The sequence below is a fragment of the Lentzea rhizosphaerae genome, assembly GCF_042649515.1.
Classification (GTDB): domain Bacteria; phylum Actinomycetota; class Actinomycetes; order Mycobacteriales; family Pseudonocardiaceae; genus Lentzea; species Lentzea aerocolonigenes.
The window spans coordinates 42,925-69,834 of the sequence record NZ_JBHRZI010000015.1 but is presented as its reverse complement, the minus strand read 5'-3'; the positions used below and the strand labels follow the sequence as shown (position 1 = coordinate 69,834).

Sequence of the window (26,910 nt, the reverse complement as noted above, 5' to 3'; positions counted from 1 at the left end):
TGCTGCTAGTCGTCTCACTTCGGACCGTTGCTGGGCTTGCTGGCCGCTTCACCATTCCCGCTGACGGAGCAGCGTTGCACATAACGCACCCCCATCCGGTGCAGGTATCCTCGACATACCCGCCAGGGGTAGGGAAGGTCAGGAGCCGATGCACGGGTACACCGCGGACAAGGACGCATACCTCAAGCGACTGCGCCGCATCGAGGGACAGATCCGCGGCCTCCAGCGCATGGTCGAGAACGACGAATACTGCATCGACGTCCTCACTCAGATCTCCGCCGCCACGAAGGCGCTGCAGGCGGTGTCGCTGGGACTGCTCGACGAGCACCTGAAGCATTGTGTGGCCCAGGCGGCAGCCGAAGGTGGCCCGGTGGCCGAGGAGAAGCTGGCCGAGGCGTCGGCGGCGATCGGCCGTTTGGTGAAGTCCTGAGGGGTCCCCACAAGAAACCTGTTGGGGTGATCCGCTAGAGTTCACCCCGCTACGCCCCCGTAGCCCAATCGGCAGAGGCAGCGGACTCAAAATCCGTCCAGTGTGCGTTCGAGTCGCACCGGGGGCACGTGCAACGTCTACACAGGAGCCTGTGACCGTGCTGGTCACGGGCTTCTGTGCGTCCTGGGACATTTCGTCGATCCTTTCCGCAGCTCCGGCGATGGCGGTGAGCCGGTCGGCCGGCAGTTTGATGGTCAGAGTCACGTAGTTGCTGTCCGGATGTAGCCGGATGGTCAGTTGGGTGGTGTCGAACAGCTTCCGCAGCAGCTTCTCGGGTGCCTTGGACAGGTCGATCCGTAGCTGTGGGAGTGCGTCGATCAGGTTGACGTCCTCTTCGCTGGGCTTGGCGGGCTCGGCCTCGTCGATGGCGTCGAGTTCGCCGACGGCGGCCAAGGCGGCCTGTTTCTCGGCCTCCAAGTCGTTGTAGCTCTGGCGCAGTCCTCGGCTGAACGGATCATCCGGATCGCCGCTCTGTGCCTGGCGCAGGATGGTGTCTTGGCGGCGAGCTATGTCGGCAATGCTGCGTTGTAGTCGCCCTCGTTGGGCCTGCCGTTCCTGGGTTTGCCGGTCATCGACCGTGGCGAGTTCGGCGGCGAGGATGGCTCGGCGGTGTGGGCCGAAAACCCTGTCGGCGTAGAACGCGGCAATCGCGTCGAGCAGCTTGCTCTCGCGGATGTAGACCGTCTTGGCGTGGTTGGGGTAGTTGTCAGGGCGGCCGCGGTTGTTGTTGCGTGGCCAGCACAGGTAGTAGGCGCGCTCGCCGCGCTGGCTGCCGAACATCCGGCGCCCGCAGGAGTCGAACACCATGCCGCGCAGCACGTATGTACGGGTGGTCCCGGGGTGGCTGTTCAACTCGTTGTCGGCGCGCGAGCCTCGCTTGACCTGCCTCCGAGCGTTGAGCTCGTCGAACATCCACTTCGGAATCAGCGGTTCGTGCGCGGGCTCGGTGGACCAGACCCACTTGACCGGATCGTTGATTTTGCCGCGTCGTGAGCGGGAGGCGCGGCGGTTGAACACCTGGTAGCCGGTGTACTTGGGATTGCGCAGGATCTCGTAGACGCTGGTCTTGCCCCAGGCCCCGCGTGCCCGGACCTTGCCGGGCGGCACGGGTGGCGGGTACTTGGCGGGGTCGGCATTCAGACGGTCTGCGATGGTGTCGTAGCCGAGACCTTCGTGATAGCGCCACGCGGCCATCTGCGTGACAGTCTCGCCCTGCAGGCCGTCGGGCTCGAGCCGTGTCTTGGTCTGACCCTTGACGGCCTTGGTGGGGTTGGGGTGGCGGTAGATCTTGGCCTTGTAGCCGTACGGCGGTTTGCCGATGTTCCAGCCTTCGCGCACGTGCGTGCACAGTCCGCCCCAGGACTGTTCGAGGGTGTTGAGGACCTCGTACTCGGCCACCGACTGGTTGATCCGCCGCTGCAGAATTCGCTGCGCTCGACTCCCGGCCAGTGTGATCGGTTCGTTGGAGGCGAACAGCGGGACCTCGACTCGCTCCAACTCCCGTTCGATCGAGAGGCCCTCGAAAGTGCGGCGGGCGACTCGCGAGACGCTCTCGCAGATCACGACATCGAACCGGCGGCCTGGATGAGTGGCTTCGTCGAGCAGGTCGGTGACCCCGCCGTCACGAGCGATCGGGATGTCGTAGCGCTCGTAGTTCTCACCACGGCCGCGTTGGTCGAGTTCCATGCGGCCTGACTCGACGTCGTAGAAGTGCGCGACGATCACCCACGACTCAGGGATGGCAGCCTTGCAGTTTCCGAGTTGCCGCAACATGGATTGGCGCGGATCCTGCTGGTCGTCCGTGGACGTTCGAGCAAGGAAGGCGACTCGGACTTCGTTGCGCAGCAAGGCTGTCGGCATGCCGAGTGGCGAGACCGCGTAGTCCGACAACCCTGACGGCCCGGACGGCACCACAGTGAGCGCCGCGGGGAACCGTGCGGCCAGTGCCGGTGCGGGCGGGTCTATTTCGGGGTTGTTCGGCGTGTTCATGCAGCCTCCCGTTCTTCGGGCTGTTCAGCGCGTTCCTGGGTCATAGCCCAGTCGAGAAGGTCGTGGATCACGGCGTTCAGCTCGCCGTGCAAACGATCGCCTTCGGCGCCACTCACGTAGCGCACGTGACCGGAGAAGGTCCAGTTCTTCGTGCGCTTTCCTGTCCCATCATACCGCCATACGACCTGGTCAGGGATGTCATGGGGCGGGATTTCGATGTCACCATCGGGTGCTTTTCGAGGCAGTGGAACAACATTTGCCTCGTCGTGCGGTTGGGGGTCCATGGTTGGCACCTCCAGATGCCCGTGAGCACGCTCCTGGTGCGCGTGATGTCGCGGGCGGTTGTTCGGCAGGCCAGGTTGTGGCGTCGAACAGGACGAGCCAACCGGTGGGCCTCGACTCCCCGACTGCACTTCGGCACCCGTCGGGGCCGGCGATCACCGGCTGTGTGGTCATGTCCGGACGTTGTTGCCCTCGGTGAAGCGAGACAAGCAGCGAGACCTGGGCGAGACGGGCCGTCTCGTCGTAGTCTCGCTGTCCCGCTTGCGGTCTCGCTGGTGGCGAGACGGATGGGCGTTCGACGCGAGTCCGGAACACGTTCGTGGGCAAGGAACTTCAGGTGGGTCAGGTCATGCTGCATCCAGATGAGTTGTCAGCCGCGTGGTTCGTGGCGCGAGGTCGGCGAGCGCGCGGCGACGGGTGTGGCCGACCGGCAGCCACAGGGTGTCCACGATGGACGGCGAGGCGGGCGCGATGTGGAAGCCGGGCGCGGCGAGCTGGTCGCTGGGCAGGGTTGCTACAGGCACGGGTGCCTTGTGCGGCCAGCGTTGTGCGAGGGCGACATGGAAATTTCGTTCGCGGCTGGTGCTCGGGAGCTGGAACAGGACGGGCTTGCGGATGCCGGCGTCGGCCAGCTCAGCGTACTTGCCGACTTTCTCCACCAGGGTCTCGATGGTCTCAGTCCCGGTGTCGTGTTCGTAGAAGAACTCGAGTGTGCCGTCGGCGGCGGTGTATTCACCGTAGGCGTCAGGGCGGACGACTCCGGCGCAGGTTTCGGCGATCTCGTTTTCCGGCCACCACTCGCGCAGAGAACACTCGGGCTGGTGCCGGGCGTGCCCGGCCAGGGTGGCGAAGAAGTCGTTGACGCCGAGCCGGTGTTCGGTGTGGGTGGAGTGCGCGAGTCGAAGCACGGTTTCGGTGACCGTGGCAGGGCGCGGCTCCGGTGGCGGCGGCGTGCACGATAGCGCCGACGGGGCCGAGGGTGTAACGCCACGGCTGGGAGCCGGGCCAGATGTCGCGGCGGAAGCGCGCGAGCACGCCGCGTTCGTGCAGCACGGCGAGTCGGGAACGGGCATGGGAGTAGGAGCCGAACACCAGCCGGGCAAGCTGCAGCGCGGTGAGCACCCGATGCCGTGCAAGGTAGGAAATCACCTCGGCGTCGCGGGCGGTCAGCCCGCGCGACTGCTTGAGTACGTCGGCCCGGCTTGCCGGGCCGACCTCCACCCTTGGCGGTGTATGTGGATGGATCCTTGAATGTCGGGAGACGCGCACTCTTCCTCCACTCCTGCCGTGTACTGCGGAAAGGTCGGTGTAAGGGCGGTCAGTCAGTGGGCCAGTCATAGGTGGCTCGTTGGCTGGCCGGTGGTTGGCCTGCTGAGTGGCCCACCGATTGACCTGGCACCAGCCGATCGACACGGGGCGCTGCGCCAACGTGTCGACGGCGAGTGGCGCGGACGCGCTGCTCGGCGGTCAGGCCGGTCCGTTTGCGTGCTGTGACCCGGAGTTGTTCAGCACGGCCTGGGATCGACGGAGGCAGTGGTTCTGTAGCGAGCGTGAAGGGTGGTACGTCGTGTCCGTGGTGGACGGTGCGAGCCAGGACCTCGAACGCGGGACGCCGGGCCAAGTCACGTTCGTCGAAATAGGGTGCCACGTGTCGCGCGAGTTTGGTCGCGTCGTTCGGTGAGACGGTGAACAGCATTTTGTTGCGAGCGTTGGCATCCACCGCCTCCCGCACATCCGCCGGCAGCTGCGCGAGATGCTGATGCGCCAGCACGAGCGAGAGCCGGTAGCCGCGAGCCTCGGCCAGCGCGTCGTCCACACCGATCGGCATGTGCAGGAAGTTGTGGCACTCGTCTACCACGACAGTGGCGTCCCTGCGGTCGTCCGGCGCCAGGGCGGCACGGCGCGTGGCCGCGGACCACAGCCCGGACAGCAGCAGCGACCCGACCAATTGGGAAGCATGCTCGCCGATCTCGCCCTTCGGTAGCCGGGCGATGAGGATGCCACCGTCGAGGATCTCGGTGAGGTTGATCGTGGAGGCTGCGGTGCCGAGCAAGTCGCGGGCGAACCTTCGGGACAACACCGACCGCAGCCGCGACAGCACCGGCCCCGCGAGTTGGTTGCGCTGCCCCGCGGACAGGGCGTCGTAGCCTTCCCAGAACCCGTCCAGCCCCTCCGGCTCCCCGTACTTCGTGAGGATGGCGCGGCGGAACTCCGGCCGTGTCAGCACCGGGATCACCTCGGCCAGCGTGGAACCGGGCCTCCTCACCAAGGTCAGACAGGCGGCACGGAGCACGTCGTCCATCCGCGGTCCCCACCAGGCGGCGTAGAGGCGGCGGAACACACCGACCACATTCTCGGCGGCCCACTCCCGCCCGGTCTCGCCGTCTCGCCGCACCGTCTCGCGGTCTCGTAGTGAGGTCTCAGTGTCTCGTCCCGGTGTCTCGCCGGACTGGTCGAGCGGGGCGAGCACATTCCACGCCGGAGGTGCCTCGGTCTCGGCGGGGTCGAGAATCACCAGTCGGTCCCCTGCCGACGCAGGGAGCCGGTCGAGCACGTGGCGGGCCAGATCCCCCTGGCAATCCAGCAACACGACGCCGCGCCCGGCATCCGCTTCGGCGAGCACGTGGTTGGCCAGCCAGGTCGACTTGCCCACGCCGGTCACGCCCTGGACGTGGACGTGGTGGCGGGCGTCCTCCACCCGCAACGCGATTCCCTGGGGCGGGCCGTCATTGGCGACCCCCAGCGGCTTCGGCGTCTGTCGGTCCGGATGATTCGCGGGAACGAGCCACAGGCGCGTCGACCGGCGTCGACCTGCAGGTGCGGAGTGGTCAGGCTGCGGCATCGTGGCCTCCTTCGTCCTGCCGGGGGCGGCGGGGGTTGAAGCGGGGCAAGTCTCGGCGGGGCCGCCGGATGCGGGCGGTGGCATCTGCGATGCCGTACTGCGACGGCTGCTCGGGCAGGTGCCACAGTGCGGCGGCCTCGTCGAGAGTGACCAGGAACCGGTCTCGGCGACGTCCAGGCAGCCTCTGCACCAGTTGCCGCTCCGCGCGGTGAGCTGGACGAGTGGCCAGGATGGCTGCGGGCGCGGCCAGGTCGTAGCCGTTGACGAGCTCGTTCACCCCGCGCCGCCGCAACCGTCGTGACACCGGCGAGCTCACCGCCAAGCGCAGAGTCGCCTGCAGATGCGGACCGTGTGCTTGCTTCGCCGCTATCGCTTTGCGGTACGCGGCGACCGCCGGATCCTCCGGCGTGCTGGTGCCTGCGGATGCTTCGTGGCTGTTCGCCGAGCCTTTGGTGAGCAGCGCGTCCGCAACCGCGAGGAAGATCAGGAACGGCGCTTTGAGCAAGCCGAGCGCGATCCGTGCCCACCAAGGCCGCCCCCGATCACTACGTGGGCGGCCTGTGCGGGCTGTGGACACGATGAGCTGCACACACGCGGATTCCGCCTCGCCGCGGTCGGCAAGCGCGGCGAGCACGCTGTGCAGACTGTCTACCTCGGCGACCTGTCGTCGCGTGGTGCGGAAGGGATCCAGCAACGGTGCCCACGGACCACCGCGCGGCAGCACGTGCACTGCCGTCGCCCGCCCCCCGCCGGTGCCCAGCAGTTCGGGCGGGGTGTCGGTGACGGTCGCACGGGCACCGGGCCAGCACCGCCCGATCACCTCGGCTACCGACGACGCCGACAACGCCGGAGGCACCCACACACCCACGCGCATCCCAGTGGCATCGGCGACGAACTCCAGGGCCAGGTGCCGCGGCGCCACCCTCGGCGAGTGCGCGACAACAGACCCGCCAGCGCCCTCCACAGCCCGCGCGCACCGTCGGCAGGCATCACCGCGGGCGGGGTGATGCTCACCCACGATGCCCTCTCGGCCGCCTCCGCACGGGCACGCCGCAGCACCACGGCGAGCAGCGCGCCCACAGTCAACACCGCCACGGCCACCACTACGAACAGCGGCCACCAGGCTTGGACAATGCGCCAGGCCAGGCCTGCGGCGTACGACAGCCACGCCCACAGGCTCGGCGGATCGCACAGGAACGACGCCACCGGCGAGTCCGCGGCCGTGCACTTGTCCGATGTGGACGCGGACCAGACTGACAGGGCGTGATGATCAGTAATGGGAAGATTGTGTGATGACATGACGTCTCGACCTTCACGTGCACGGGAATGCGTCGTGTTCACTGGGACAGCCGTCCGTGCGGCGGTGCGCCGAGATGCAGACAGCCCCGCACGTGTGGATGGCGCGGGCGTGTCGCAGCGGCGAGATGTCGGCGGACGAAGACGAGAGATCAGGAGCGCGGCCAGATCCGGCAGGGTCTCCACGGTCATCGAGGAGGGCCGGTTCCAGAAGGCCGGGACATGAACTCCTCTACCGCGTCTGGCGTCAGACCCAACTTGGGTTGGTGCCGCGACCCTGCGCCTACCGTGGCGCTCCACGTCACCGGGACACTCGACTCCAAGCGCCCCTGCAGCGGGGGCCGCCCGGCCGGTCCAGCGGTGACGCCTGCCTTGTGATCACTTGCTGCGCGCGTTAAAATCCTCCCGGCGGAACCTGCACATCAAGCGATCCGAGCTAGGACCTTTCAAGGTAGCTCGGAATCGGAGTAGTGTTCAATAACCCATTCGGGTGAATGTTCTGCTTGGTGATCTCACGCGCTCTCGCAGGCGTACGTCGCCTGACTGAAGTGCCCCATGGCCACGTGGATGCGGGTCGCCTGTTCGGTGCCGAACCCACCAATCCGCACGGCATTGCCGTTCCGTGGTTGGACGATCAGCACGCGGCGACGCGTCAGCCGAACGTCCTGAATCTCAGCCCAGCTGAGCTCCGCGCCGCGCCACTCCAGACCTTCGGGGGAGATCACGATCATTGGTCCCCGCACTGCGCGCCAGACAACGCTGGCGACCACCACCCAGGACGCGATCGCCGCACCGGTGGCGAGGGCGTCGTCCTGGAACGCCGACGAGCTGTACACGAAGGTGCCGACGCACCCGAGCAGGAAGACGAAGAACAACCACACCCGCCGTTGCCCGCCAAAGACGCGAACCGTGCGATCGGGTTCCGCTGGGCTGTCAGGACGTTGATAGCGCACCGGCTTGCGCCGAGACTTCCGCCGCTCGGGCAGCAGCCGCCAGGCGACCGCGATGTACAGGTAGAACCAGAGAACGCCGAACGGCAGGAGCAGGATCACACCCCAACCCGCGTACGGGCGTTCCGGATACAAATCGCCGCGCCTGAACCCAGTGCCTGCAACTTCCTTGCCGACGAGCTCGGGGTTGAGAAAGCCTCGCGTAGTCGCGGTCACGACGTTGCCATTGACCTTGTTCGTGACGGTGGCGCGGCACTCGTAGACGTAGCCGAACCCACGCAGGGTGACTGGGCCGTGCCGGTCGCACGACGTGGCGACGATGATGTGGCTGGCTTCGCTCAGGTCTTCGGTTTCGACCTTGTTCCAGAAGTGGTTGAAGATCGTCGCGCCGAGCAGGTACCCGAGGACGGGGATGATCAGGAAGGCGAAGATCCGGTGCAGGATGCGGACCGCTTTCATCCGCCGTTGGCCTCCTTGCGCTTGTCTTCCTGCTTCTCCTCTTCCTCTGCCCTCAGGTCGCGCCACGTCCGCCAGCCGCCGCCGTCCTTGGCCTTGTCCTCCCAGTCGTTGAACTTGGTGGACTCCTTGGTCGCCTCGACTCCCAGCTTGGGCAGGAAGTCCGCGGGCGCGCTCTTCATGCCTTCGACCGCGACCTTCCTGGCCTCGCCCAGGGCGTCCTTCGCCATGCCGGTGACGGAGAAGTCCGCCATGCTGCGCCGGATGTCCGCGTCGATGCCCTTCTTGAGGACGTTGACGAAGTCGTCGCCGCTCTTGGAGAGCGCGCGGCGTTTACGGCGTCTGGACCGCGTCGTAGAACGACTTCGCGAGTTCACGCAGTGGCCCCCTGCACTCCTGCGACCTCGGCGCGGGCTTGTCCGCAGGTTTGTTCTCGAGAATCAGCACGGCGTTGACGTCGAGGATCATCAGCATGCAGCTGTCCTTGTCCTTCGGCGTCAGCCACTTCGCCTTCTCACCCACCTCCACGTCCTCGGCCGCACCGTCGTCGGCCGGATCGGCGCCAGGCTTGGACGTCACGTCGTACACTTCACGAGCCTTGAGCGCTCCTCTACCTGGACCGGCAGGCCCCGAGATGTCGCTCTTCCCGTCTTGCCACGCCGACACCTGCAGGTTCACCCGCGGCCAGTCCGGGATGCGCTGGAACTCACATCCGGTGAGAATGTCGGACACCGAGGGATCCTCGTTGCCGGACCGGAACGGCGGTAGACCCGTCACCCTCTGAGTCACCTGCTGGCAGGTTGGCAGTGCCGTGTACTTGGCGCGAACGGGCGCAGGCGATGTCGCTGGGGTCGGCGACGTGCTGGACATGCCCTGCGGCTTGCCGCTCACCGCGTCGCCACCAGTACACGCCGCCGCACTCAACGCGAGCACTGCCACGCCCACGATCCCAGTGGCTCGATTCACTGCGCCCCCAGACCCTTCCACACGTCCTCTTCCGGATCGGCTTCCTCTGCACGAGGGCGACGCTTGGACGGGCTCGCCGGTGTCATACCTCGATCCGAGGTGAGCCCGGCATCGCTGAACACCTCCCACAAATCTTGTTGGAGCTGCCCGACGTTAGCCCGAGAGACCGCTGCGGCGTCCGCTGTCAGTCCGACCAACGCCCTGTTGCGGATCTGCAGTGTCACGAGACCATACGGACTGCGTAGTGTTGTCACCTGGAGTGACACCTTGTCGGCGTTCTCCCTGGCTTCGCGCAGCTGCCGGCCAATGGCGGCCTGTTCTACCTTGACCTGAGCCAGCCACGTCTCCAGATCAGGCATGCCGGACCAGCTCTGAAAGCTGACCGGTTCGGGTTCGGCACGGTGCTCGCTCCGTGGCTGCCGTTCGACGGTGGCGGCGATCCGCACAGCGTCGAGGTAGGTCGTCATCAGCGCTTGGCCGAACTCGGCGGCAGGCAGCCGTGTCTGCCAGCTGCTGCTCACGTCGAACCGCAGCACCTTGGCGTCCGGGTCAACGACCACCCACAACGACCGTGAAGGATCGCTCACCTTGTACTGGTCCGCGGGCACCGCCGGGAGCTCCGGGGGTGGTGACGTCCTGGTTGCGGCGATGGGCGGCAGGTGCAGCTCGGCCAGTTTCAGGTTGCGCAGGTGTTCTTCCAGCATGTTGTCAGGTCACCGCCTGCGGCCAGGATCCCTTGGGGAAGGCTGGATTGTTGGTGCGCGTGCTGACCATGTCGCGCATGAAGGCGACCGTGTTGGTGTAGTACTCCACGCTGTCGCCGAACACCGTCACAGCCGAAGCGACCAGATCACCGCAGATCTCGGCGGCGTCACCGATCGCTTCCAACGCACCGATGATCGTGCCTGCGGAGATCAACGCGGACACCGCTTTGGCGACAAAGTTGCCGATCCTGTCCGCGTAGGTGTTGAGCAGCTTGATGTTCGTCTGGGCGACCTGGATCAGCCACTTGCTGATGGCCTCAGCTTTCGGCGCGAACTGGTCGAGAGCCTTCTGCTGCCGGGCGAGCACCTGCGAGTTGTAGTAGGTGGCGGCCGGGCCGGTCCACTGGCCGAAGTACTTGTTCTCGCTCTGGTCTCCCGCGCGGGCAGCGATGTCCGAGACGGGCTTCTGCATCACGGTGAGCCAGTCGAAACTCGCCTGGATCAACGCGATGACCGGAGCGTGGTGCTCCAGGAAGCCCAGCATCACCCTGGCGAACTTGTCGACATAGTCACGCAGCTCGTTGAGCGCACGATCCAGCCCGCCGAAAAAGTCCGGTGCCAGGTAGATGAGCGGGTTGGTGTTGATGTTGTGGACACCCTTGTTGAAGTTGTCGATGAGAAGGTTCACCGCCTCAGCTGCCAGGCGGAACGCATCGTTCAGTGCCTGGATCAACGCTGGATAGTGAGACGCTTCAGGGTTGCTCATATTCCCAGGTTCCCCTGAATCTAGTAGACCTGATCCAGGTCAAGCTCGACAAGCTCTTCGTTGTGTTCGTACGTCTCCGCTATCTTGATCAAGGTTCCGCCGATCTCTCTGAACTCTTTCTCCGCCTCGGCGGCGAGCTTCTCCATGTAGGACCGCATGTCCTCGTACAAACTCTGCAGCTCTTCAGGAGGCGTTGGCAGGTTCAGCGGAAAAACCGCGAACGTGACCGCGTCCGCAGCGAAGAACGCCAGTGGAGACAGCGTAAGTCCGGCCAGCCCGCTACGCACAGATCCCATTTCGGAGGCGAACTCATTCCACTTGGCGGCTTCCTTGCGCACCGCCGAGGTCACCACCTGATAGCCGGTCATCAGCCCTCCTTGTCCAGCTTGAACCACTCGGCACACTCTTCAGGACGTCGCCGTCATTCGCCGAGTACCGGAGGAGCCACGAGCGTGTCGTTACCGAAGATCTCGTCCGGATCTGGCTCGAGCAGATAGGACGGGGACGTCCGCTCGATGTCCTCATCACCCTGCCCCTTGGCGGCACCCGCTCCGATGCCGCCCATCGCGCCGCCACCAGCGCCACCGCGCCCGGCAGCACCACCAGCGGCCGTGCCACCACGTCCTGCCGCACTCTCGCTGCCCGGCATGACGCCCGCGGACCCGCCAGGGCCGAAACCCTTGGCAGTATTGGGATTGCCGAGGGCAGCACTGCCGCCAGGAAGCCGTCCGCCACCCGTGCCGCTGCTGCCACCGCGTCCAGCCGGCCCGCCGCCGGCTCGGCCGCCAGGACCGCCCTGGGTGCTCCTGGATCCGGAGTTCGGGCCGGCCAGCGGTCCACCGAGGTTGAGATTGGTGTTACCGCCCAGCTGGTTGTTACCGCCCTGATTGCCCAGGGGAAGGCCGTTGCCGCCGAGGTTGTTGTTGAGACCGCTGGGGTTCGTGGTGTTGTTGCCCGTCGTCCGCGGCGCCGTCCACGACGTGTTGGTGGTGTCGTTGCCGATTCGTGGGGGCGGCGTGTTGCCCTGACCGGTGAAGCCGGGGTTCGGCGCGATCGGCGGCCTGCCGGGATCGGCCGGATCCTTCGGCGGGGCAGGTGGCTCGGGTGCGAACGCGGGTTGGGCCGCGGCGGTCTGCGCCACCGTGCGGTCGTAGGTCTCCACAGCCCGCGCCGCCTGCTCGTGATCGGCCTGCTGTTGCTGGAACGCGGCCTTGTCCGCCGCCGCCTGCTGGACGAACTGGATCGGATCGGTGATCGACATCAACCGCTCTCGCGACGCCGCCGCGTTGTACGGCTGCGCAGGTGGTGGCGGCATGTTGTTCTTCGCGTCGCTCAGTGCCCGCGCTTGTTGCGTGAACAGCGTTCCCGCCAGCTGTGCGGCGGTGCCGGTCTCCGCGGCCCGGTTGCCCATGTTGGCCAACGCCTGCCGCGCACCGTCACCGGCCTTACCTGTCCAGTTCGTCTCGCTGTCCCCGATCGCGGCGGCGACGTCGTCGTTGAAGGTCGCCAGTTCGTTTCCGATCTGGGTCCAGATGTCGCTGATCTCGCCGATTGCGCCGGGATCGCCCCCGTTGCTGACCGAGTCGTGCAACTGCTGGTGCGGAATGCCGATGTAGTGCGCGTCCGGCTGTGCGGGAGCGGATCGGGTCAGCACCTGACCTTTGAGCTGTGCCGCCTGCGCATCCAGCATGTCGTCCACCCGACCTGGCGCCTGCGCCAGACCGAGGACCACGCCGATGAACGGGCCATAGCGCACTTGCATCTCGGCGTTGACCTGCTCCTGCACCTGCTGGCCGGTCTGCACCTCCGAGTGCCGTTGCACGCCGTAGCGCGAGTACACATCGGATGGTCTTCCTGGCGCTCCCTCGTTCATCCCCCGCACCCCTCTCAGCAACAGCCGCTACGGCAACTTCGGCTCGACCAGCTCAGCGATCTTCAACGCCAACGGGCACGGATCGGTTGAGGCACCTGCGTTCAGGACGACGTCGACCCGTGACGAGGAGTCGACGCCCAGATAGACGCCACAGCTCCCCGTCGCGCCGAGCAGTTGTTTGGCCTGGTGGCCACCAACCTTGATGTCTTTGATCTCGCCGCCGTTCGCCTGGACACCGGCCAGCCCGACATTCGTGCGGATTCCCACTGAGAAACTGCCCCGTTTCGGAGAGAACTCGCATCCTCTCGACGAGCCGATGTTCTCCGGAGCGGGTTCCTCGTCAAGGGGCCCTACCACTTGCTCAGCTTCGCTCTTGGTGAGCAGGCTGCAAGGGTCGGTATCCGCCAACGATCCACTGGTCTTGGTCGAAGTCGACGAGCTCGTAGTACTTGGACCGTTGGTGTCAGAGGTGGGCTTGGGATCGCCAGGGGTTGAGCCTGTACAGGCGGTGAGTACGACCAGAGTGGCAACGGCCAGAGTGGTCAGGATGATCCGAGAGTTCACGAGTTGCTTCCCTGGTTGATCAGGCGGAGTAGGTGGGGCCACCGGCCCTCTTGATGCCTTGCTTGGCGTTCTCATCGGTCGCCTGATAGGTGGCCATCGCCCGCTCGACGTCGGAGCGCATCCGCTCCAAGTCCGCTTGAAGCTTCTTCGCGGCGGGAACGAAGCCCTGTGCCGGGTCGGCCGCGATGCTGGCCAGGAACGGCTTGTACACCTGCGCGGCCGGAGTGGTGCCCAGCGGCGGCTCCTGGCTGAGGACTTCCGACTTCCGGAGAGCCTTGTCGACACCCTTCAGCATTCGGTCGATAGCCTTGATCAGAGCTTCGCCGCCGGATTCGTTTACACCGACACCCGCCGCGACCGAGGCCGAAAAGCTGGCCGCCGAGTCGCTAATCCCCTGCATACCGGCGAAGAACGCCTCAGGCATGACCAGTCCCCTCCCTAACGCTGCGTCGTCTTACGGTAACAAGTAGTCGCAGCCCTGTCCGGCGGATCCCACGCATTGTGTACGCCGCCGGTTCCTCTGGGTTACCGGTTCGAATTGACGATCCTGGCGACGTGACGCTCGAGGGCTGCCTGATCGGCGGGGGTATACGTGGCCGTCAGGCGTCCGTCCTGGCCGGTGGCGGGGATCACCGCGTACCTCCCGACGTCGGTGTCCAGGTAGTTGATCGTCCCCAGGTCGGTCTCCTGCTCATTGCGGCCACGCGCGGAGACCTGCAGATAGCCGGCGCCCAGTCGTGGGCGGCGCAGGATCTCCTCGGCAGCTGCTCGCTGCCCGACCGGCGACGGTGCGGCCGCCTTCACCGGGGATCTGAAGGTCTGTTCGGAGAAGTCCTCCTCCAGTCGCCTCCGACCTGCTGGAATCGAGGTATCGGCCACCGTGACGGACACCCCTGGGCCGGGGCGCATCGGAGGCAGCAGTCGCACCAAGCGAGGCACAGCCGCATCGGGCTGGCAAAGCCGGAAGACGATCGCGTTGTCCTGCTGCTCCGCGACCACGCCCGTCCGGTCGTCGGTGACCGCGAGTGCCACAGGCTGCGTGTCACCGGCGGTACCGACCAGTGCGATTACAAGATGCCCGCGGGCGAACACATGCAACGCCTGCACCAGTTCCGGCGCGAACTCGCCGTCGCGGACCAGCCCTCGCTCAATGAGGTCCCGGTGTACGGCCTCGATCAGCCGGACCCGGTCCTCACGCGTGGTGCCGTGATGCGGAATGGCGAACGGGAACCGCCGCAAATTGATCCGCAACGCCTCGCCGAGCACATCCAGCGCCGCGAACGAACAGACGATCTCCCCCGACACCCCTGAAACCCACCTCTCGCTGTCCGCGCCGCTCCCCACGGTGCGTGACCGCGCGACATACTGCCAGTCGAACACCCATCAACAGAGCGTTACCACTCCGACTCAGTCGAAGATCTCACCCGGTTGGCGCAGCCTCACCCGCCAGATCAGAACGAACACGAGCGCTCGTCACAGTTCAGCGATCGCCTCGGCGACGAGCTCGAGCGACTCGCCTTCGGGCAACGCTGTCTGGTGCAGCTTCTCGAATCGCTGCGCACACTGCTCGATCAGGTCCGTGTCCTCCACGTACTCGCCCTTGATGAACGTCTCGAAGTACGCCACGTCGTTGTGCTGGCGGTGGGGGAATCTGAGCAAAGTGAACGGCACGCCCATCGCCGGATACGCGCCTGTGCCGCGCGGAACGATCTTCAGGGAGACGGACTCCAGCTCGCTCATCTCCATCAGGTGCAGCAACTGTGCCTTCATCACCCGCGGTCCGCCGACAACCGGCCGGAGCACGGACTCTGGGAACACGGCTTGGACATTGAGCGGATCCTTGTCGCAGAGTCGGCTCGACCACGAGTCCCTGACCGCTGCCTGCAGCGCCGCACGGTACGGATCGTCGACCCGTACCGCGAAGTGCGCGTAGTCGGGGAGCTGGAGCAGCGGCGGAATAAGATCAGTGGTGAACGTCCGCAGCACCGTCGCTTCGAACACTAGATTGGCGAGGTCAGCCGTCGGGTCGAACAACACCGCACTGCCATCGAGCACGCGGGTACGCGCCTGTTCCGCGTGCTGCGACAGCTGGACGACGGACTGCCATTCCGAGGCCGGCACCTTGTAGACGTATCCCAGCGCCATGATGTCGAGCACCGCGGACGGCTGCATCGCGTTCTCCATCATGGACAACTTGGCGCCGCTGAAACCCACGCGCTGCCCTGCCTCGGTCAGGCTGAGCTGCAGCTCGTTGCGCCACCCGGCCAGCTGTCGCCCGATGGCGCGTTCGAGCGTCGTGGCCCGGAAGTCCTTCGGCATACCCGTGTCATCCCATGTCCGCCGTGTCGCCCAACTCCTCGAACGGCACGAAGCTGCAGCCACGCAGCTCGCGGACCAATGCCGCTGCGACCATCCAATGAGTCAGCGGATCACCGTAGGTAAGACGAACGGCATTGACCGCAACGGGCGCGAACACACCTGGCCGGTAGAGCGTGCCCCAGACACCCACGACCGCGAACTCCCGAACACGAACAGCCACAGCGCCGCGCCGAAGCGCGGGGCACAGTCGCATCGACGTCCCCACGCACCGAGCACAGACCGGCGGGTCCACCGAGGCCGCACCTTCAGGCCAACCTGGCCAGTCCTCGCGGAAATCCCGCATCAACCACAGGACACCTTCCGACGTTCGATCCGCCGGCCCCGAACACACCTGGCACAGCAGCTCACGCATCGCTCGCCGCTGCCGAGCCGGATGCACCCTGGCGAACTCCGGCCTTCCCTCCAGGGGACGCTCCGCCACTCGCGCCCACAAGACACCCTGTCCGTCCCGATCACCCAGAAGCTCACGGGCGTAACCGACACCGCGGCCATCTGGACGCACCGCCAAGTCACACCGCAGGTCCTGCTCAGCAGACCGCGCGGTCACATACGGCGCCACAATGCGGCCAGGCTGCAGTGTTCGAACCTCGGTCATCGTCACTCGGTTCTCTCGTGCTCGTCGTCGTCAATCCTGTGTTGTGCAACGGGTTTGGTCATCCCGCGCTGAGAGCTGCATGCGCCACCGTTGCGAAATCCGGAACCGACACGCCTGCTGGTCCTGTGAGCCATCGCAACCGGTGCTGCCCGAACCGACTCGGCGGAAGATCGACGCAGCGCCCGGCGCGGACGTGGTCGACGCCAAGTTCAGCGAGTTCCGGCCGAGCTGTACCCGTGTTCGGTGCGACGACAAAGACCCAGCGAACGCCGTGGTCATCGGGCGACTCGAACAGTGGCACGGAGTCGTCTAGAGCCACGCGCACCCTTTCGCCGAGTGCCCTGGGCATGCCCAGCGCATCCACACTGCGGCCGGACATGAGCCATACGCCAGAGCGGTACACGCCGACGGCCCAGCCGTGCTCGTCCTGATAGGACTGAGCGGCGGCCTCGTACTCGGTCTGTGGACCCTCTCGCGTGCCGATACCAAGGCGAGTTGCGTTGTGGGCGAAGGACATTGGTCACCTCACGATTGCGGGTAGGAGAAGGCGAGGAGCCAGCCGCGACGTCGGTGGCGGCAGCTCGTCCAGGCCGTCCAGCACGTCGCAGAGCGTTCCCGTAACCAGCCAGCACGCCTGAGGTCGACGGCCGTCGACCACCGACTCAACGAGGAAACGCCCGGCCTGGGCGTCCGTGTCCGACTTGACCCGCAGCACGTCGAGCCACTCGCTGTGGCAAAACGAATAGATCAGCTCCACCAGTTCATGTGGCGGGTTCAATGAGCGGACAGTGTCGAAGGACCAGCCCCGCTCCTGGTGCAAATGCCGCAAGCGCTGCAGCTGGGTGATCACGCCGAGAGCGCAGGCGTTCACAGCTCGGTCCTCGACAACGCATGACGGCCGTGGCCGGCGGGATGGAACAGAGCGATCTGGGCCTGCAGGAACACCCGGCACGGCACCCGCCGCCGTCGCCACCACCGACCCGCTCGGCGGCACTGCCGGCAGAAACCGTTCTCGTCCGGTGCATGCCCGCCGAACAGCGCGTCGAAGGCGTCGACGATCAACGGCAACTCACTGCGAGCGATGACCAGTGCGGCCTCGTCACCGCCGTCTGCGGCCACGTTCTTCACGGTCGCCAGGTAGCTCGTCACTTTGCGATGCAGTTCGTCGAAGACCACGTCCATCACCCCGACACCCCTTCCGCTGAGCCTGGGGCACTTCTGCTTGGGCCGACGGGGCTGCAGGGGCGCTTCACCACCACGCGACGGCCCAGCCCCGTGCAAGGGGCCAGCAGCCCCGCCGACACATGCAAGATATAACGTGCAGTCGCACGGTAGGCATAGCCCAATTGAGTCTAACTCGTGCAACTGCGCGAGTTAAGGGCGCTTGGCTCACTGCATGGCAGCCGCACCAACTCGAGCCAAGAAGCGCCTCGGCCAGCACCTCGCGAACCTCCGCGATGCAGCCGGCAAGTCACTGCTGCACGCAGCGAAGGAGCTCAAGACCTCCGACAGCACCATCAGCCGGTACGAGTCGGGACATGTGCTGCCGAACTGGGCGAGCGTCGCCGCTCTGTGCACGTTCTACGGTGCCAGCGACCAGGACCGCGACGTCGCAGCCCGACTGTGGGAAGACGCGAGCGACGAGCCTCCGCGGGTGCGCCTGCCTGCGGGTTCGACGAAGGCGTTCCGCACGTTCATCCGAGCGGAACTCGAAGCCGACAAGGTGCGCACCGTTCAGTCGCTGGTCGTGCCCGGCCTGATCCAGGTGGAGCCCTACGCCCGTGCCATCCATACCGCTGCTCACAGGTTCTACAAGCAGGACGCACGGCTCGACAGTTTCGTCACCTCTCGCCTCAACCGGCAGAAACGGCTGGAGAACGGCGAACTGCAGCTTCACGCGCTGATCGACGAAGCTGTCATCGAGCGCGAGGTTGGCGGCCCAGACGTGATGGAGCAACAGCTTCACCATCTGCTGACAGTGGGTGCACGGGGGAACGTGACCTTGCAGATCATCCCCAAGGCTGCTGGTGCCTACGGCAGCATGTCTGGGCCATGCACGATCATCAGCTTCCCGAGTCCGGCCGATCCGTCGGGCGTCTACCTGGAATATCCAGCCGGAGGCGCGTGGGTGGACAATGAAGCTGACGTAGTCCGCTTCACCACCATGTTCGACGACGTGAGCCTCGTTGCGTTGTCGCCCACAGAGACGGCAGCGCGCATTGGCCGACAGATAGGGGCGCTCGGCAGACAATGAGCAGCAACTCCATGTGGCGCAAGAGCAGCTACTCGGGAGGAGGCGCCAACGAGTGCGTGGAACTTGCCGTCAGAGCGAACGACGTCGGTGTCCGCGACTCCAAGAACCCAGACGCGGCGATGCTGCGGTTCCAGCGCACGGCGTTTGGCAGCTTCATCAACGAACTGCGGAACGGTGCAGATCCGGGCTAGCGGCTGCACAGGACGGACGGCTCACGGGCAGTCCGTCCTGTGTCCAGTGCCCTCGCGTCCCGCGCACTTGTCTGGGATGCGTGGCAGGTGACCGGTCGAACGCCAGTGGCATCGCTGATGCAGCCTGACCGCAAGGATGCATGGGATGACGAGTAGCCTCCGTTGCGTCGCCAAAGGATCAGAGTCAGCGGATCAACACTCTGACGGCGCGAATGATGTTGCTGAAGTGGCACTGCTGAAGCCGATGGGCCCGATCGGCGTCGCGTGGGCGGCCCCAGACCCATATGGAGCGTCAAGTAGGCGATGAACGTACAACGGCCCCAACAGGTCGATCCGTTGGTCAGCAACCGGATGAGTCGTGTCCGCAGTCGGGATACGAAGCCGGAACTCGCCGTACGATCCGAACTCCATCGGCGGAGCCTCCGGTTCCGGGTGCATCAGCGTCCCGTAGAGTCGTTTCGTCGGACGGCGGACATCGTGTTTCGTCCAGCAAAGGTGGCCGTCATGATCGACGGATGCTACTGGCACGGATGTCCCGACCACCATCGGCCTTCTACCAAGAATGCGACCTTCTGGCGGGAAAAGATCGCATCCAATCTCAAACGCGATCAGGAGACGAACGAGACCCTGATCGCGGCCGGGTGGCTGGTTCTGCGGTTCTGGGAGCACGAGGACCCGATCAGTGTCGCGGATCGAATTCAAGAGCTGATCATCTCTCGGCGCGCAAGCCTTCAGCGCAAGAGTCGATGATTTCTCTCTTGCGCACGATTTCCCATGCCTGCCGAAGGTTCTCCTCGCGGGTGTCACGGGTGACTTCGCCAACGTACTTGACCGTTGTCCTGCCGTCGCTCGAATAACGCAGGTTCGCATAAATCCGACGTCTTTTCGGTTGTCGTTTCAGCTCAATCGAAGCGCGCACCTCTCGACCATCCGGGAGGGCTATTAGTCGTGCGTCGCGCCCGCCAGCCGCACGGTCTTGCTCCAATGCCACATCCCGCGCCGAACGCCGCCCTTGTGAATTGTCCGGCTTCCACGCGTGCTCATCAGGAATTTCATGCCGCCAAAGCGGATGCACCATCATTCCGCCCAATCGACGTCGAGATCAGGCCGTAGGGCTCGCGCGATCGCCTTAGCGAAGACCGTTCCAAGGTCGACCGGGACGGCATTGCCCAACTGGCGCATCTGTTCACCGCGCGGCCCAGCGAATTTCCACGTGTCGGGGAAGGTCATCACCCTTGCGGCTTCGCGTACGGTCATGTAACGGTGGGCGCCGTTGTCCTCCAGAAGGACGGTCTCACCACCGGGCACGCCATGGACGCCAGCCTTGACAGTCTTGGCTGGACGATCGAGAAGGTTCGGGGTATGGCCTTTGTAGATCCGCGCTCCAGGCCACCCGATGTGGTGGTGATATCCCTTTCGCTCCTTGCCTACGATCGGCTTCGGCAGGTCACCGATAGCGTCACGCAACGTGACCCACGGCGCTTTCCCGTCGTCGGTAGCTTCTCGTCGCCGAGCACGCTCGATGAGTTCTTCGTTCGGTGCTAATCCTCGTTCCGTCCAATAGCTGCCATCGAGCTGACTGAGAAACAGTGCAGCCTCGCTGTACTGTTTCCTTGGCTCCTTCCAGTCCACGGCGAGATCCTTGCGGAAGGCGACGATGATGATCCGTTGCCTGATCTGCGGTACGCCGTAGTCGGCGGCGTTCACGGGGATCGGTAGGACCTCATAACGTTGGGAGAGGTCGCTGCCGTCTTTCTTGAGCGCCCGACGAAGACGCGCGTCGTGTTTGAACCAGGACTCGTTCTCCTTGCGCTCCTCGAAGGGAGCGCGTAGTTCGTTGAGGATGTACTCAAAATACGGCGCGAACGAGGGCCTCAGCAATCCTCGAACGTTCTCACACATGACCGCCTTCGGGCGCGTTTCTCGAACGACCTCGAACAGCGCTGGAAACATGTTCCGCTCGTCCTCGTGGCCCTTCGCCACGCCACCCAAACTGAAGGGCTGGCAGGGTGGGCCACCGGCGACGACATCGACCTTCTCGACTAGTTCCTTGAAAACCTCATCCTTGACGGCCGTGCGGACGTCCTTCTCAATCAGCGGCCACGGCGAATTCAGTGCCTCGGGAACTGGATCGCCCGCATTCCAGTCCTTAGCCCCGTTGAGCCGAAGCGTCTCGCAAGCGCGCTTGGCGATCTCGTTGGTGAGGAGATGACGAAAACCGGCGCGATGCATCCCCTGGGCGAGGCCGCCGCCGCCGGCGAACAGCTCGATGCTGGTCCCCACCTCGCGGTGCACTTGACTCGCGCTGATGGATACCGCGTCGTCCGTGGCTTTGACGTCGAACAAGGTGTCGATTGGCTGAGGCACCGGCTGACTGTACCGCGGAGAGATGATCATGTCCCGGGGGCGCGCCGAATGGCCGTTGGTTGGATTCACAGTTCGATGTGCTCCACCTGGAGCCTGCAACGATGGGCGATGCGTCGATGCAGGGCCTTCCTGTCGGCCGATACCGGCTTCTCGAAGGTTTCCGTCACGGCGAGCACCCAGGAGCGATGGTCGTCCGACTCGACGGCCTCGAGAGCAGCCCAAAGCAAGTGTTTGAAGTTGTCCGAGTTACCCCAGGTAATGACGCGGGGTTCAGCTTCCTCATGCTTGGGGGGATGGACCACCATCCGCATCGGTTTCTCTGTGATGGAATCCGGGTCAGGGACCCACTCGGGAAGTGTGAGCTGCACGATCTTCTCGGCGAGCCGCCGTCGCTCTGCGGCGGGATCGTGGTCCTCGCAAAGCAGTCGGGCGTGAGATCCGTGGCCGATTTTGGCACGGGGCCATTCCTTAACCGGTCCGTCCTTGATCCAGTGCCGTGGGTCATCATTGAAGTTCGCGATGACGCCACCGATCTCTGGATCGTTGACCCAGAGATCGTATTGTCGGGTCCTCTCGCGCGAGCTCAGTTCGTCCCAGTCGATCGCTTGCATGTCGGCGTAAATGCGGCGGATGACACGGTCACGCACGTCCTTGGGTAATGCCATGGGGTCAGTTCACACTCGCTGATACGTCGGGGAATTGCAGGCGGACCTCGTCGGCGGAGGTCTCCAGGTCAGCGGCATCACGAATCCACTGATCGAGGAGAGAGCCCGCCGAGGCATCGGTGAATTCGATCTTGTTCCCCCTGGCGAGGGGCAAGCTCAGCGTTTCAGTATCACCGACGTCGAGCGACCGTCGCAGGCGCAGTGCGGCGGCGACACGACGAATGTCGGAGACGAAGTCGAGGGCGAGCAAGGACTCCTTACCGTCGCGCAGGCGAAGGCCGCGACCAAGCTGCTGGACGAAGATTCGGCGGCTGTGCGTGACGCGAAGGAAGGCGATGATGTTGACATCGGGCACATCGACTCCCTCGTTGAACACGTCCACGGTCGTCAGGATCGGAACGCGGCCCAACCTGAAGGAGTTCAACAGGATCTGCCGATGTTGTTTGGGGACCCCGCTGTGCAGTGCCGCAGCCCGTGCCCAAACGGGATCAGAGGCGGCGAGGAGTTCCGCCATACGTTCGGCGTGTTCGATCGTCTGGCAGAAGACGATGCCGCGGGGTTCGTGCACTCCCCGCCACGCCTCGCGCAGGTGATCGATGATGATCTCGTCTCGCTGGGGCAAGAACAGCTTGCTGTTCAGCTCCCGGATCGTGTGGCCCTGCTTGCTGGCAGCCGCCACGAAGTCCCAGTCGAGATTGTCGACGAATAGCTGGTAGTCGACCTTGACCAGATGACCTTCGCGCATGCCCTCCTCAATGCCCATCGTGAAGCTGGCGGCACCGAAGTGCTCCTCGATGTCGAACTTGTCGCCCCTCCAGGGCGTCGCGGTGACACCGAACTGCAGTGCTCCGTCACAGGCTTCGAGCAGCATCTGGTACATGCCCGCAGCGCCGACGTGATGGGTCTCGTCTACCATGATCAGGTTTGGCTTGTAGCCGTTGGTGACCAGTCCGAGCGCAGAGTCGACGGTCGTGCAGGTCACTCCGTCGAACGTGACGGGCTTCCGCTCACTCGTGAGGACTTGTGTGGGGACCGTCTTGGGCAGGTGACGCCACAAGGACCGTTCGAGTTGTTCAACAAGTTCGCGCATGTGCGCGACGACGAGGACCCGATCGTTTGGATGCTCATCGAGGTGCTGGCGAATGATCTCTCCGCCGACGACGGTCTTGCCGAGCCCAGTGGCGAGAACCAACAGAGCACGTTGGCGCCTCGCGAGGTCTTCCCTCAGCCTTGCGATAGCGCGTTCTTGATACTTTCGGGGCCGTAGTCGTGATGGAACGTCGGTCGACATCCGCTCGCCGATCGTGGCCAAGGTCTTGCCGTTCCACACGTCGATCTTGATCCCGACCTCGTCGAGGACCTTTTGTCGGCTTTCCGCACTCCTGCTGAGCGTCCCGTTCGTGGCCAGCACGCACTTGTCGGCCTCATAGCGGGTCTTGGCGCGCTCGCAATCGTCGATGCCAGCACGATCAACGGTGCCCCGGCTCGTCCATTTGGACTGGACGACCCACTGCTGACCGTTCCGAACGGCCAGGAGGTCAGCTCCTCCGTCATCGCGGCCATCCACCAACCGCACGTCAGCGAAGCCGAGATGCCACAGCGCCCGTTCCAGGGCGTGGGTCAGTCCCCGTGGACCGTTGGCCAAGAGCGTTCGGGAGTCCAGGAAATTGGTCATCGCTCGGGCGCCAGTTCGTCGAGTAGGAGCTGCATGCTCAACCGCGTGCGCTTGAGACGTAGTTCGCCAGGGTTGTACTGCTGGGCGAGAGCGGCGACATCGGCCAGCAGTGAGGTGACTTGGGAGACGGACTGCCGCTTGCCGGCGGCGGAGGTGACCCCGTCGTAGGGAGACCGGAAGACCTTGCCATCGAGGAACATCTCCGGCATCTCCTCGACCAGGCGCACGAGGAACAGACTGGGCGCATAGCGCGCGAACGGTGCCTCATCCATAGGCCCTGAGCCCCGGCTGCCACTGGCGATCATGGCGTTCTCGGTGGCCACGAGTTCGTCGTCGGTGAGGTACTGGAACGCTCGCTCTGGTTCGTCCTCGATCTCGGCCGCCATGCGGTTCCGAACCTCACCGAGAAGGTCTTCGGCCTGGGTCTTGATCGTGCGCACGTCGATCGCGGTGTCCTGCATCGACTTGTCCTTGATCATCGAAATGATCTCGGAGACTGACAAGTCGGACCCCGCCCTGGCCCGCAGCAACCCCGCCAACTCGGTGACGATTGCGTCCTCGTAGGACCATCCGAATCGCACGAAGAGCGCGTGGCGTCGATTCACGAACGCCGTCGCGGACCCTCCCGAGCCGGGAACGACCCGGGCGGCGGTCTCCTTGCCATTGGCGTCCAGCAACTGCTGGTCCAACGAGAGCGCCTCGACCTTCATAAACCCAAGGTCGGGATGCCCGAGGTCGCCGGCCAGTTCTGCGATGGGCCTGCCTTCTTCCTTGTATCGCGCGATGCGCCGCTGGTCAGTCTCCGGCTTCGGCGCGGGTGGCTCGGCAGGGGGAGCCGGTGCCGCACCGGTGGCCTCCGGGCCATCGTTGGGTTCATCCAGCCCGAGCGCGTCGTCCACCGCCGTCTCGTCGACCGACCCACCTTCGGCAGGGTCGGGCTTCGGGCGCGCAGCCTCAGCCTTGCGCCTCTCGTGTTCGAGAACCTGTTCCCACCACTTCTCATCCGTCTGGTTTTCGGTGATCCCCTTGTGGAATTCTTGCCCCCAACGCCAGGCGGTCGAGTGGACTGCCTTTTGGCCATCTCCGGGGATCAGGTAGCGTTTTCCTGGGTCGTTCCGTCGAAAGCCGCGGTGGAGCCGAGCGAGAGGGCTGTTGTTCGGCTCGTGCCAGCCGAGGTCCTTGGCTTTCTCGGGCAACATGGGGCCTCGTCCGCGGAGAAACTCAATCGCTCGCCGCCACTGCGGGTCCGACTTGTCGAAAGTGTCCTTCTTGTAGTCGACCCGTACGTGATCGAGGTGGATCTCACCGACGATCCGCCCACCCTGGCCCAGTTCGATCGGGTACTCCCTGATGACACGGGAGGTCGGGTCGTTGATGTCGGTCCACTGGAAGATGTCTTTATAGTTGGTAAGGATCTTGCGACCATTGCGAAGGAAGTCGATCCCGAACTCATCGTTGTCAAGGTAACGCTGAATTCCGACCCATCCATGCATGCGCCGTGCGCGCGGTTTGAGGTGCTCAGACTTCCCACAGTTCTCGCACTCATCAAGACCCTGCTGCTGCCAGTGCCCACAATCCAAACAGGCATCCGCGAGCGAGTAAGGTTCGTCGATCTCGATAACTGCGGGGATCTGCTCCGTCCGCGAACCACTGCCGTAGGTGACGCTCCTGTTCTTGCCCCACGCACAGTGGCGCCGAGGCTTGACCTCCACGCCTGCGACCCACAACTCGAACGGACGGTGCTCCAGCAGCCATCCGTAGACCCTGCCGAACTGGGCACGCAGGGCCTTCCCATTCCGCGCGAGCCAGTCAAGACGCGCGGGATCGAGCCTGCTGATTTCGATCTTGGTGCCGTGTTCCGAGGGGTCGTTCTTGGGCTCGACGATGTCCGGTACCTCGAAGTCGTCCCCGATCTCGTCAAGGTCGATCTCCACGCCGATCCAGTGCGGATCGCCCGCTCGGGTCGTCAATACGCGGGTCTTCCGCCCGAGTCGCGCCGTGCTCACGTTGAAACCCATGCCGAACAGTCCCAGCTTGTCGAACTGGTTGTTGCTCGACCAGCCGGCGCGGACGGCATCCGCGAGGCGTTCCCTTGTCATGCCCCGGCCGCTGTCTCGGACGACGATCTCAGCGTCCGCCGGTCGGCCGTTGGACTTCGGGAGCGTCACGCTGACCTTCATGCCCCCAGCCCACCGGATGTCAGCGGCGATGATCCCGTTGAAGTCGTCGAAGGCGTTGTCGATCAACTCCGCCAGACACTTCCACTCCTCGATCTCGATCTCACCGAGCATGCGGAGAATTCGCGCGGAGGGTGTGATCTGCACCTTGGACGACTCCCTCGAACGTGGTGGTTACGGGTATGACTCGATCAAGTCACCTGATCGTAGCGACCAGGCCCGACAAGATCAGCCACACTGTGCTCCGCCAGGAATAACAGGCGTAGGGTCTCCTGTCCGGGCTACCCCACGAACTAACCTGAATGTCGTATCGCCCGCACGTCATCGTTCGTTGCGCTTCGACAGGGAGGACACGGTCAGCCTGAGCAGCATGATCAGCGATGGCGGTGTCGGCGAGCCTCAGGAGACAGCTCGAGGGGCTCATCTCCAGCTCACCAGCTCACGTCGGCCGCGACCACCAGCCGCAGCCCGTCCAACCCGAGCAACCGACGCGGCAGCGCCACGTTCTAAGTGAGGCTCCCCTGATCATGATTTTTGCATGACTACGGATAGTGCGAGCCTCAGGTCCCCGATCAGCTCAACGCAGCCCAGCGTGTCGCCCGTAAGCCTCTCCACCACTTCCATGTTTGTGGCGAGGAACCGGGAAGCCTCTTCCAGCGGCGCTCGTCGTTCACCACGGCTACTCGGGCTGCGGATGACTTACGACATGCTCCCCGTCTGTCGCCACCTGCGTAGCACCTTGCGGCCGTAGTTGTTCGTGCCCGCGAGCCGGTCCAACTCCGCGCCGGTGGGTGCACGGCCTTTGGCTCGTTCGGTCACGAAGTACGCCCACATTCTCTGTTCGGCGGTCGGCTCCGTCGCCGGGCGAGCCTCGTTCGGGACCGCCGCGAGACGCACCACCGGTGCCGTCTCGACTCCGGTCTCACCCGTCTCGGCAGTGTCGGTGTCGGTCTCGTTCGTTGTCTCGGCGCGGTTCCGCCTGAGTGCATGGTTGAGCAGCTCGACCGCGAGGAGAAGTGCCAGTGGCGGACACGCCGCGACCGCCACAGCGAACACGCTCAACTCCGGGGCCGCGGCAACGTTGGCGCACAGCGAGAGCACGATACCGAACGCGAACGCCAGCCAAGCCTTCCAACGCCCGCCGCCGCGACCGGTCTTCCACAGTTCCACCGTCGCCGTGGTCAACAAGCCGTCCACGATCAGCGGCCAGATCGCTGCGGTTGTCTCGTCCGCGCCGAAGCGGAGCGCGAACTCGCGCCCGTGCCGGTACGAGGCGTATGCCGCGCCGAGCGCGACCAGAGCCGTGCAAGCGCACTGCACCCACAGCGAACGGTCCCGGCGAGCGGTGGCAGTCATCGTGCACCACCTGCTCGGTGCCCAGCCTCGATCGCTGCCCTGGCTGACTCGGCACACTCCCCGACGCAGGCGT

The 26,910-nt window shown here is 65.0% G+C and carries 28 protein-coding genes, 1 tRNA gene and 2 pseudogenes; 7 read left to right on the top strand and 24 right to left on the bottom strand.

From position 1 onward, the window contains the following. Positions 1-148: 148 nt before the first annotated feature. From ACFOWZ_RS17240 to ACFOWZ_RS17230, 3 genes are all read left to right on the top strand, one after another. Complete coding sequence (locus ACFOWZ_RS17240; RefSeq protein ID WP_030466675.1) at positions 149-430, top strand: metal-sensitive transcriptional regulator; 282 nt, start codon at positions 149-151, stop codon at positions 428-430. A 53-nt stretch (positions 431-483) separates the two neighbouring features. After that, positions 484-557 (top strand) — tRNA-Leu (locus ACFOWZ_RS17235). 473 nt (positions 558-1,030) lie between these two features. After that, positions 1,031-1,483, top strand: a complete 453-nt coding sequence (locus ACFOWZ_RS17230) for a hypothetical protein (protein WP_382373596.1) — start codon at positions 1,031-1,033, stop codon at positions 1,481-1,483. On the opposite strand, the pseudogene ACFOWZ_RS17225 reads toward ACFOWZ_RS17230, so the two are convergent. The 5 genes and pseudogenes from ACFOWZ_RS17225 to ACFOWZ_RS17205 all read right to left on the bottom strand — a co-directional run. Continuing rightward, a pseudogene (locus tag ACFOWZ_RS17225) lies at positions 1,433-2,176 on the bottom strand (recombinase family protein); the annotation flags it as partial. The gene ACFOWZ_RS17230 and the pseudogene ACFOWZ_RS17225 overlap by 51 nt on opposite strands. Positions 2,177-2,475: 299 nt before the next feature. Then, positions 2,476-2,763 (bottom strand): hypothetical protein, encoded by a 288-nt coding sequence (locus ACFOWZ_RS17220; protein ID WP_382373594.1) that lies wholly within the window; start codon positions 2,761-2,763, stop codon positions 2,476-2,478. A gap of 345 nt (positions 2,764-3,108) precedes the next feature. Then, positions 3,109-4,099 (bottom strand): annotated as a pseudogene (locus ACFOWZ_RS17215) (replication-relaxation family protein). After that, positions 4,080-5,603, bottom strand: coding sequence for a type IV secretory system conjugative DNA transfer family protein (locus tag ACFOWZ_RS17210; protein ID WP_382373592.1), 1,524 nt, complete (start codon positions 5,601-5,603; stop codon positions 4,080-4,082). Before ACFOWZ_RS17210 ends, ACFOWZ_RS17215 begins: the two are co-directional and overlap by 20 nt. Next, entirely contained in the window at positions 5,590-6,525 is a 936-nt protein-coding gene (locus ACFOWZ_RS17205; protein WP_382373590.1) for a hypothetical protein, read from the bottom strand. The genes ACFOWZ_RS17210 and ACFOWZ_RS17205 overlap by 14 nt, the downstream gene beginning before the upstream one ends. A 9-nt stretch (positions 6,526-6,534) precedes the next feature. Here ACFOWZ_RS17205 and ACFOWZ_RS17200 point away from each other — a divergent pair, with 9 nt between their 5' ends. Next, on the top strand, positions 6,535-6,870 hold the full coding sequence (locus tag ACFOWZ_RS17200; protein WP_382373588.1) for a hypothetical protein: 336 nt from the start codon (positions 6,535-6,537) through the stop codon (positions 6,868-6,870). A gap of 541 nt (positions 6,871-7,411) precedes the next feature. On the opposite strand, the gene ACFOWZ_RS17195 is transcribed toward ACFOWZ_RS17200, so the two are convergent. From ACFOWZ_RS17195 to ACFOWZ_RS17130, 14 genes are all read right to left on the bottom strand, one after another. Further along, positions 7,412-8,308, bottom strand: coding sequence for a DUF6346 domain-containing protein (locus ACFOWZ_RS17195; protein WP_382373586.1), 897 nt, complete (start codon positions 8,306-8,308; stop codon positions 7,412-7,414). Further along, complete coding sequence (locus ACFOWZ_RS17190) at positions 8,305-8,682, bottom strand: hypothetical protein (protein WP_382373584.1); 378 nt, start codon at positions 8,680-8,682, stop codon at positions 8,305-8,307. Before ACFOWZ_RS17190 ends, ACFOWZ_RS17195 begins: the two co-directional genes overlap by 4 nt. Further along, the gene (locus ACFOWZ_RS17185) at positions 8,639-9,037 is read right to left on the bottom strand and encodes a hypothetical protein (RefSeq protein ID WP_382373582.1); all 399 of its coding nucleotides are present in this window, start codon (positions 9,035-9,037) and stop codon (positions 8,639-8,641) included. The genes ACFOWZ_RS17190 and ACFOWZ_RS17185 overlap by 44 nt, the downstream gene beginning before the upstream one ends. A gap of 230 nt (positions 9,038-9,267) precedes the next feature. Further along, positions 9,268-9,975: a hypothetical protein gene (locus ACFOWZ_RS17180; RefSeq protein ID WP_382373580.1), complete on the bottom strand. Its 708-nt coding sequence runs from the start codon at positions 9,973-9,975 to the stop codon at positions 9,268-9,270. A 4-nt stretch (positions 9,976-9,979) separates the two neighbouring features. Then, positions 9,980-10,663 carry a hypothetical protein gene (locus ACFOWZ_RS17175; RefSeq protein WP_382373578.1) on the bottom strand — a complete coding sequence of 228 codons (684 nt, stop codon included), beginning with the start codon at positions 10,661-10,663 and terminating at the stop codon, positions 9,980-9,982. Positions 10,664-10,761: 98 nt separating this feature from the next. After that, the gene (locus tag ACFOWZ_RS17170) at positions 10,762-11,109 is read right to left on the bottom strand and encodes a hypothetical protein (RefSeq protein WP_382373576.1); all 348 of its coding nucleotides are present in this window, start codon (positions 11,107-11,109) and stop codon (positions 10,762-10,764) included. A gap of 53 nt (positions 11,110-11,162) precedes the next feature. Next, entirely contained in the window at positions 11,163-12,614 is a 1,452-nt protein-coding gene (locus tag ACFOWZ_RS17165; protein ID WP_382373574.1) for a hypothetical protein, read from the bottom strand. A 27-nt stretch (positions 12,615-12,641) separates the two neighbouring features. Further along, a complete protein-coding gene (locus tag ACFOWZ_RS17160) occupies positions 12,642-13,178 on the bottom strand; it encodes a DUF3558 domain-containing protein (RefSeq protein ID WP_382373572.1) in 537 nt (178 codons plus the stop codon). 19 nt (positions 13,179-13,197) lie between these two features. Continuing rightward, on the bottom strand, positions 13,198-13,602 hold the full coding sequence (locus tag ACFOWZ_RS17155; RefSeq protein WP_112272865.1) for a hypothetical protein: 405 nt from the start codon (positions 13,600-13,602) through the stop codon (positions 13,198-13,200). A 101-nt stretch (positions 13,603-13,703) separates the two neighbouring features. Further along, positions 13,704-14,483, bottom strand: a complete 780-nt coding sequence (locus ACFOWZ_RS17150) for an ESX secretion-associated protein EspG (RefSeq protein WP_382373570.1) — start codon at positions 14,481-14,483, stop codon at positions 13,704-13,706. A gap of 168 nt (positions 14,484-14,651) precedes the next feature. Then, the gene (locus tag ACFOWZ_RS17145; protein WP_382373568.1) at positions 14,652-15,497 is read right to left on the bottom strand and encodes a helix-turn-helix domain-containing protein; all 846 of its coding nucleotides are present in this window, start codon (positions 15,495-15,497) and stop codon (positions 14,652-14,654) included. Between the two features lie 7 nt (positions 15,498-15,504). Then, positions 15,505-15,909, bottom strand: a complete 405-nt coding sequence (locus ACFOWZ_RS17140) for a hypothetical protein (protein WP_382373566.1) — start codon at positions 15,907-15,909, stop codon at positions 15,505-15,507. 763 nt (positions 15,910-16,672) lie between these two features. Beyond that, positions 16,673-17,002, bottom strand: a complete 330-nt coding sequence (locus tag ACFOWZ_RS17135) for a hypothetical protein (protein WP_382373564.1) — start codon at positions 17,000-17,002, stop codon at positions 16,673-16,675. 17 nt (positions 17,003-17,019) lie between these two features. Continuing rightward, positions 17,020-17,334 (bottom strand): hypothetical protein, encoded by a 315-nt coding sequence (locus ACFOWZ_RS17130; RefSeq protein WP_112272854.1) that lies wholly within the window; start codon positions 17,332-17,334, stop codon positions 17,020-17,022. A gap of 214 nt (positions 17,335-17,548) precedes the next feature. Between ACFOWZ_RS17130 and ACFOWZ_RS17125 the strand changes: the two genes are divergently transcribed. The 3 genes from ACFOWZ_RS17125 to ACFOWZ_RS17115 all read left to right on the top strand — a co-directional run bounded on the left by ACFOWZ_RS17125 (position 17,549) and on the right by ACFOWZ_RS17115 (position 19,347). Further along, positions 17,549-18,406, top strand: coding sequence for a helix-turn-helix domain-containing protein (locus ACFOWZ_RS17125; RefSeq protein ID WP_382373562.1), 858 nt, complete (start codon positions 17,549-17,551; stop codon positions 18,404-18,406). Beyond that, a complete protein-coding gene (locus tag ACFOWZ_RS17120) occupies positions 18,403-18,597 on the top strand; it encodes a DUF397 domain-containing protein (RefSeq protein ID WP_382373560.1) in 195 nt (64 codons plus the stop codon). The genes ACFOWZ_RS17125 and ACFOWZ_RS17120 overlap by 4 nt, the downstream gene beginning before the upstream one ends. Before the next feature lie 303 nt (positions 18,598-18,900). Beyond that, positions 18,901-19,347: a very short patch repair endonuclease gene (locus ACFOWZ_RS17115; RefSeq protein ID WP_382373558.1), complete on the top strand. Its 447-nt coding sequence runs from the start codon at positions 18,901-18,903 to the stop codon at positions 19,345-19,347. A 327-nt stretch (positions 19,348-19,674) separates the two neighbouring features. On the opposite strand, the gene ACFOWZ_RS17110 is transcribed toward ACFOWZ_RS17115, so the two are convergent. The 5 genes from ACFOWZ_RS17110 to ACFOWZ_RS17090 all read right to left on the bottom strand — a co-directional run bounded on the left by ACFOWZ_RS17110 (position 19,675) and on the right by ACFOWZ_RS17090 (position 26,837). After that, positions 19,675-20,964 (bottom strand): DNA cytosine methyltransferase, encoded by a 1,290-nt coding sequence (locus tag ACFOWZ_RS17110; protein ID WP_382373556.1) that lies wholly within the window; start codon positions 20,962-20,964, stop codon positions 19,675-19,677. 65 nt (positions 20,965-21,029) lie between these two features. Then, positions 21,030-21,629: a hypothetical protein gene (locus tag ACFOWZ_RS17105; protein WP_382373554.1), complete on the bottom strand. Its 600-nt coding sequence runs from the start codon at positions 21,627-21,629 to the stop codon at positions 21,030-21,032. A 4-nt stretch (positions 21,630-21,633) separates the two neighbouring features. Continuing rightward, positions 21,634-23,304, bottom strand: coding sequence for a DEAD/DEAH box helicase family protein (locus tag ACFOWZ_RS17100; RefSeq protein WP_382373553.1), 1,671 nt, complete (start codon positions 23,302-23,304; stop codon positions 21,634-21,636). Beyond that, positions 23,301-25,628 carry an ATP-binding protein gene (locus ACFOWZ_RS17095; RefSeq protein WP_382373551.1) on the bottom strand — a complete coding sequence of 776 codons (2,328 nt, stop codon included), beginning with the start codon at positions 25,626-25,628 and terminating at the stop codon, positions 23,301-23,303. Before ACFOWZ_RS17095 ends, ACFOWZ_RS17100 begins: the two co-directional genes overlap by 4 nt. 552 nt (positions 25,629-26,180) lie before the next feature. Beyond that, a complete protein-coding gene (locus ACFOWZ_RS17090) occupies positions 26,181-26,837 on the bottom strand; it encodes a DUF2637 domain-containing protein (RefSeq protein ID WP_382373549.1) in 657 nt (218 codons plus the stop codon). Positions 26,838-26,910: the final 73 nt, after the last annotated feature.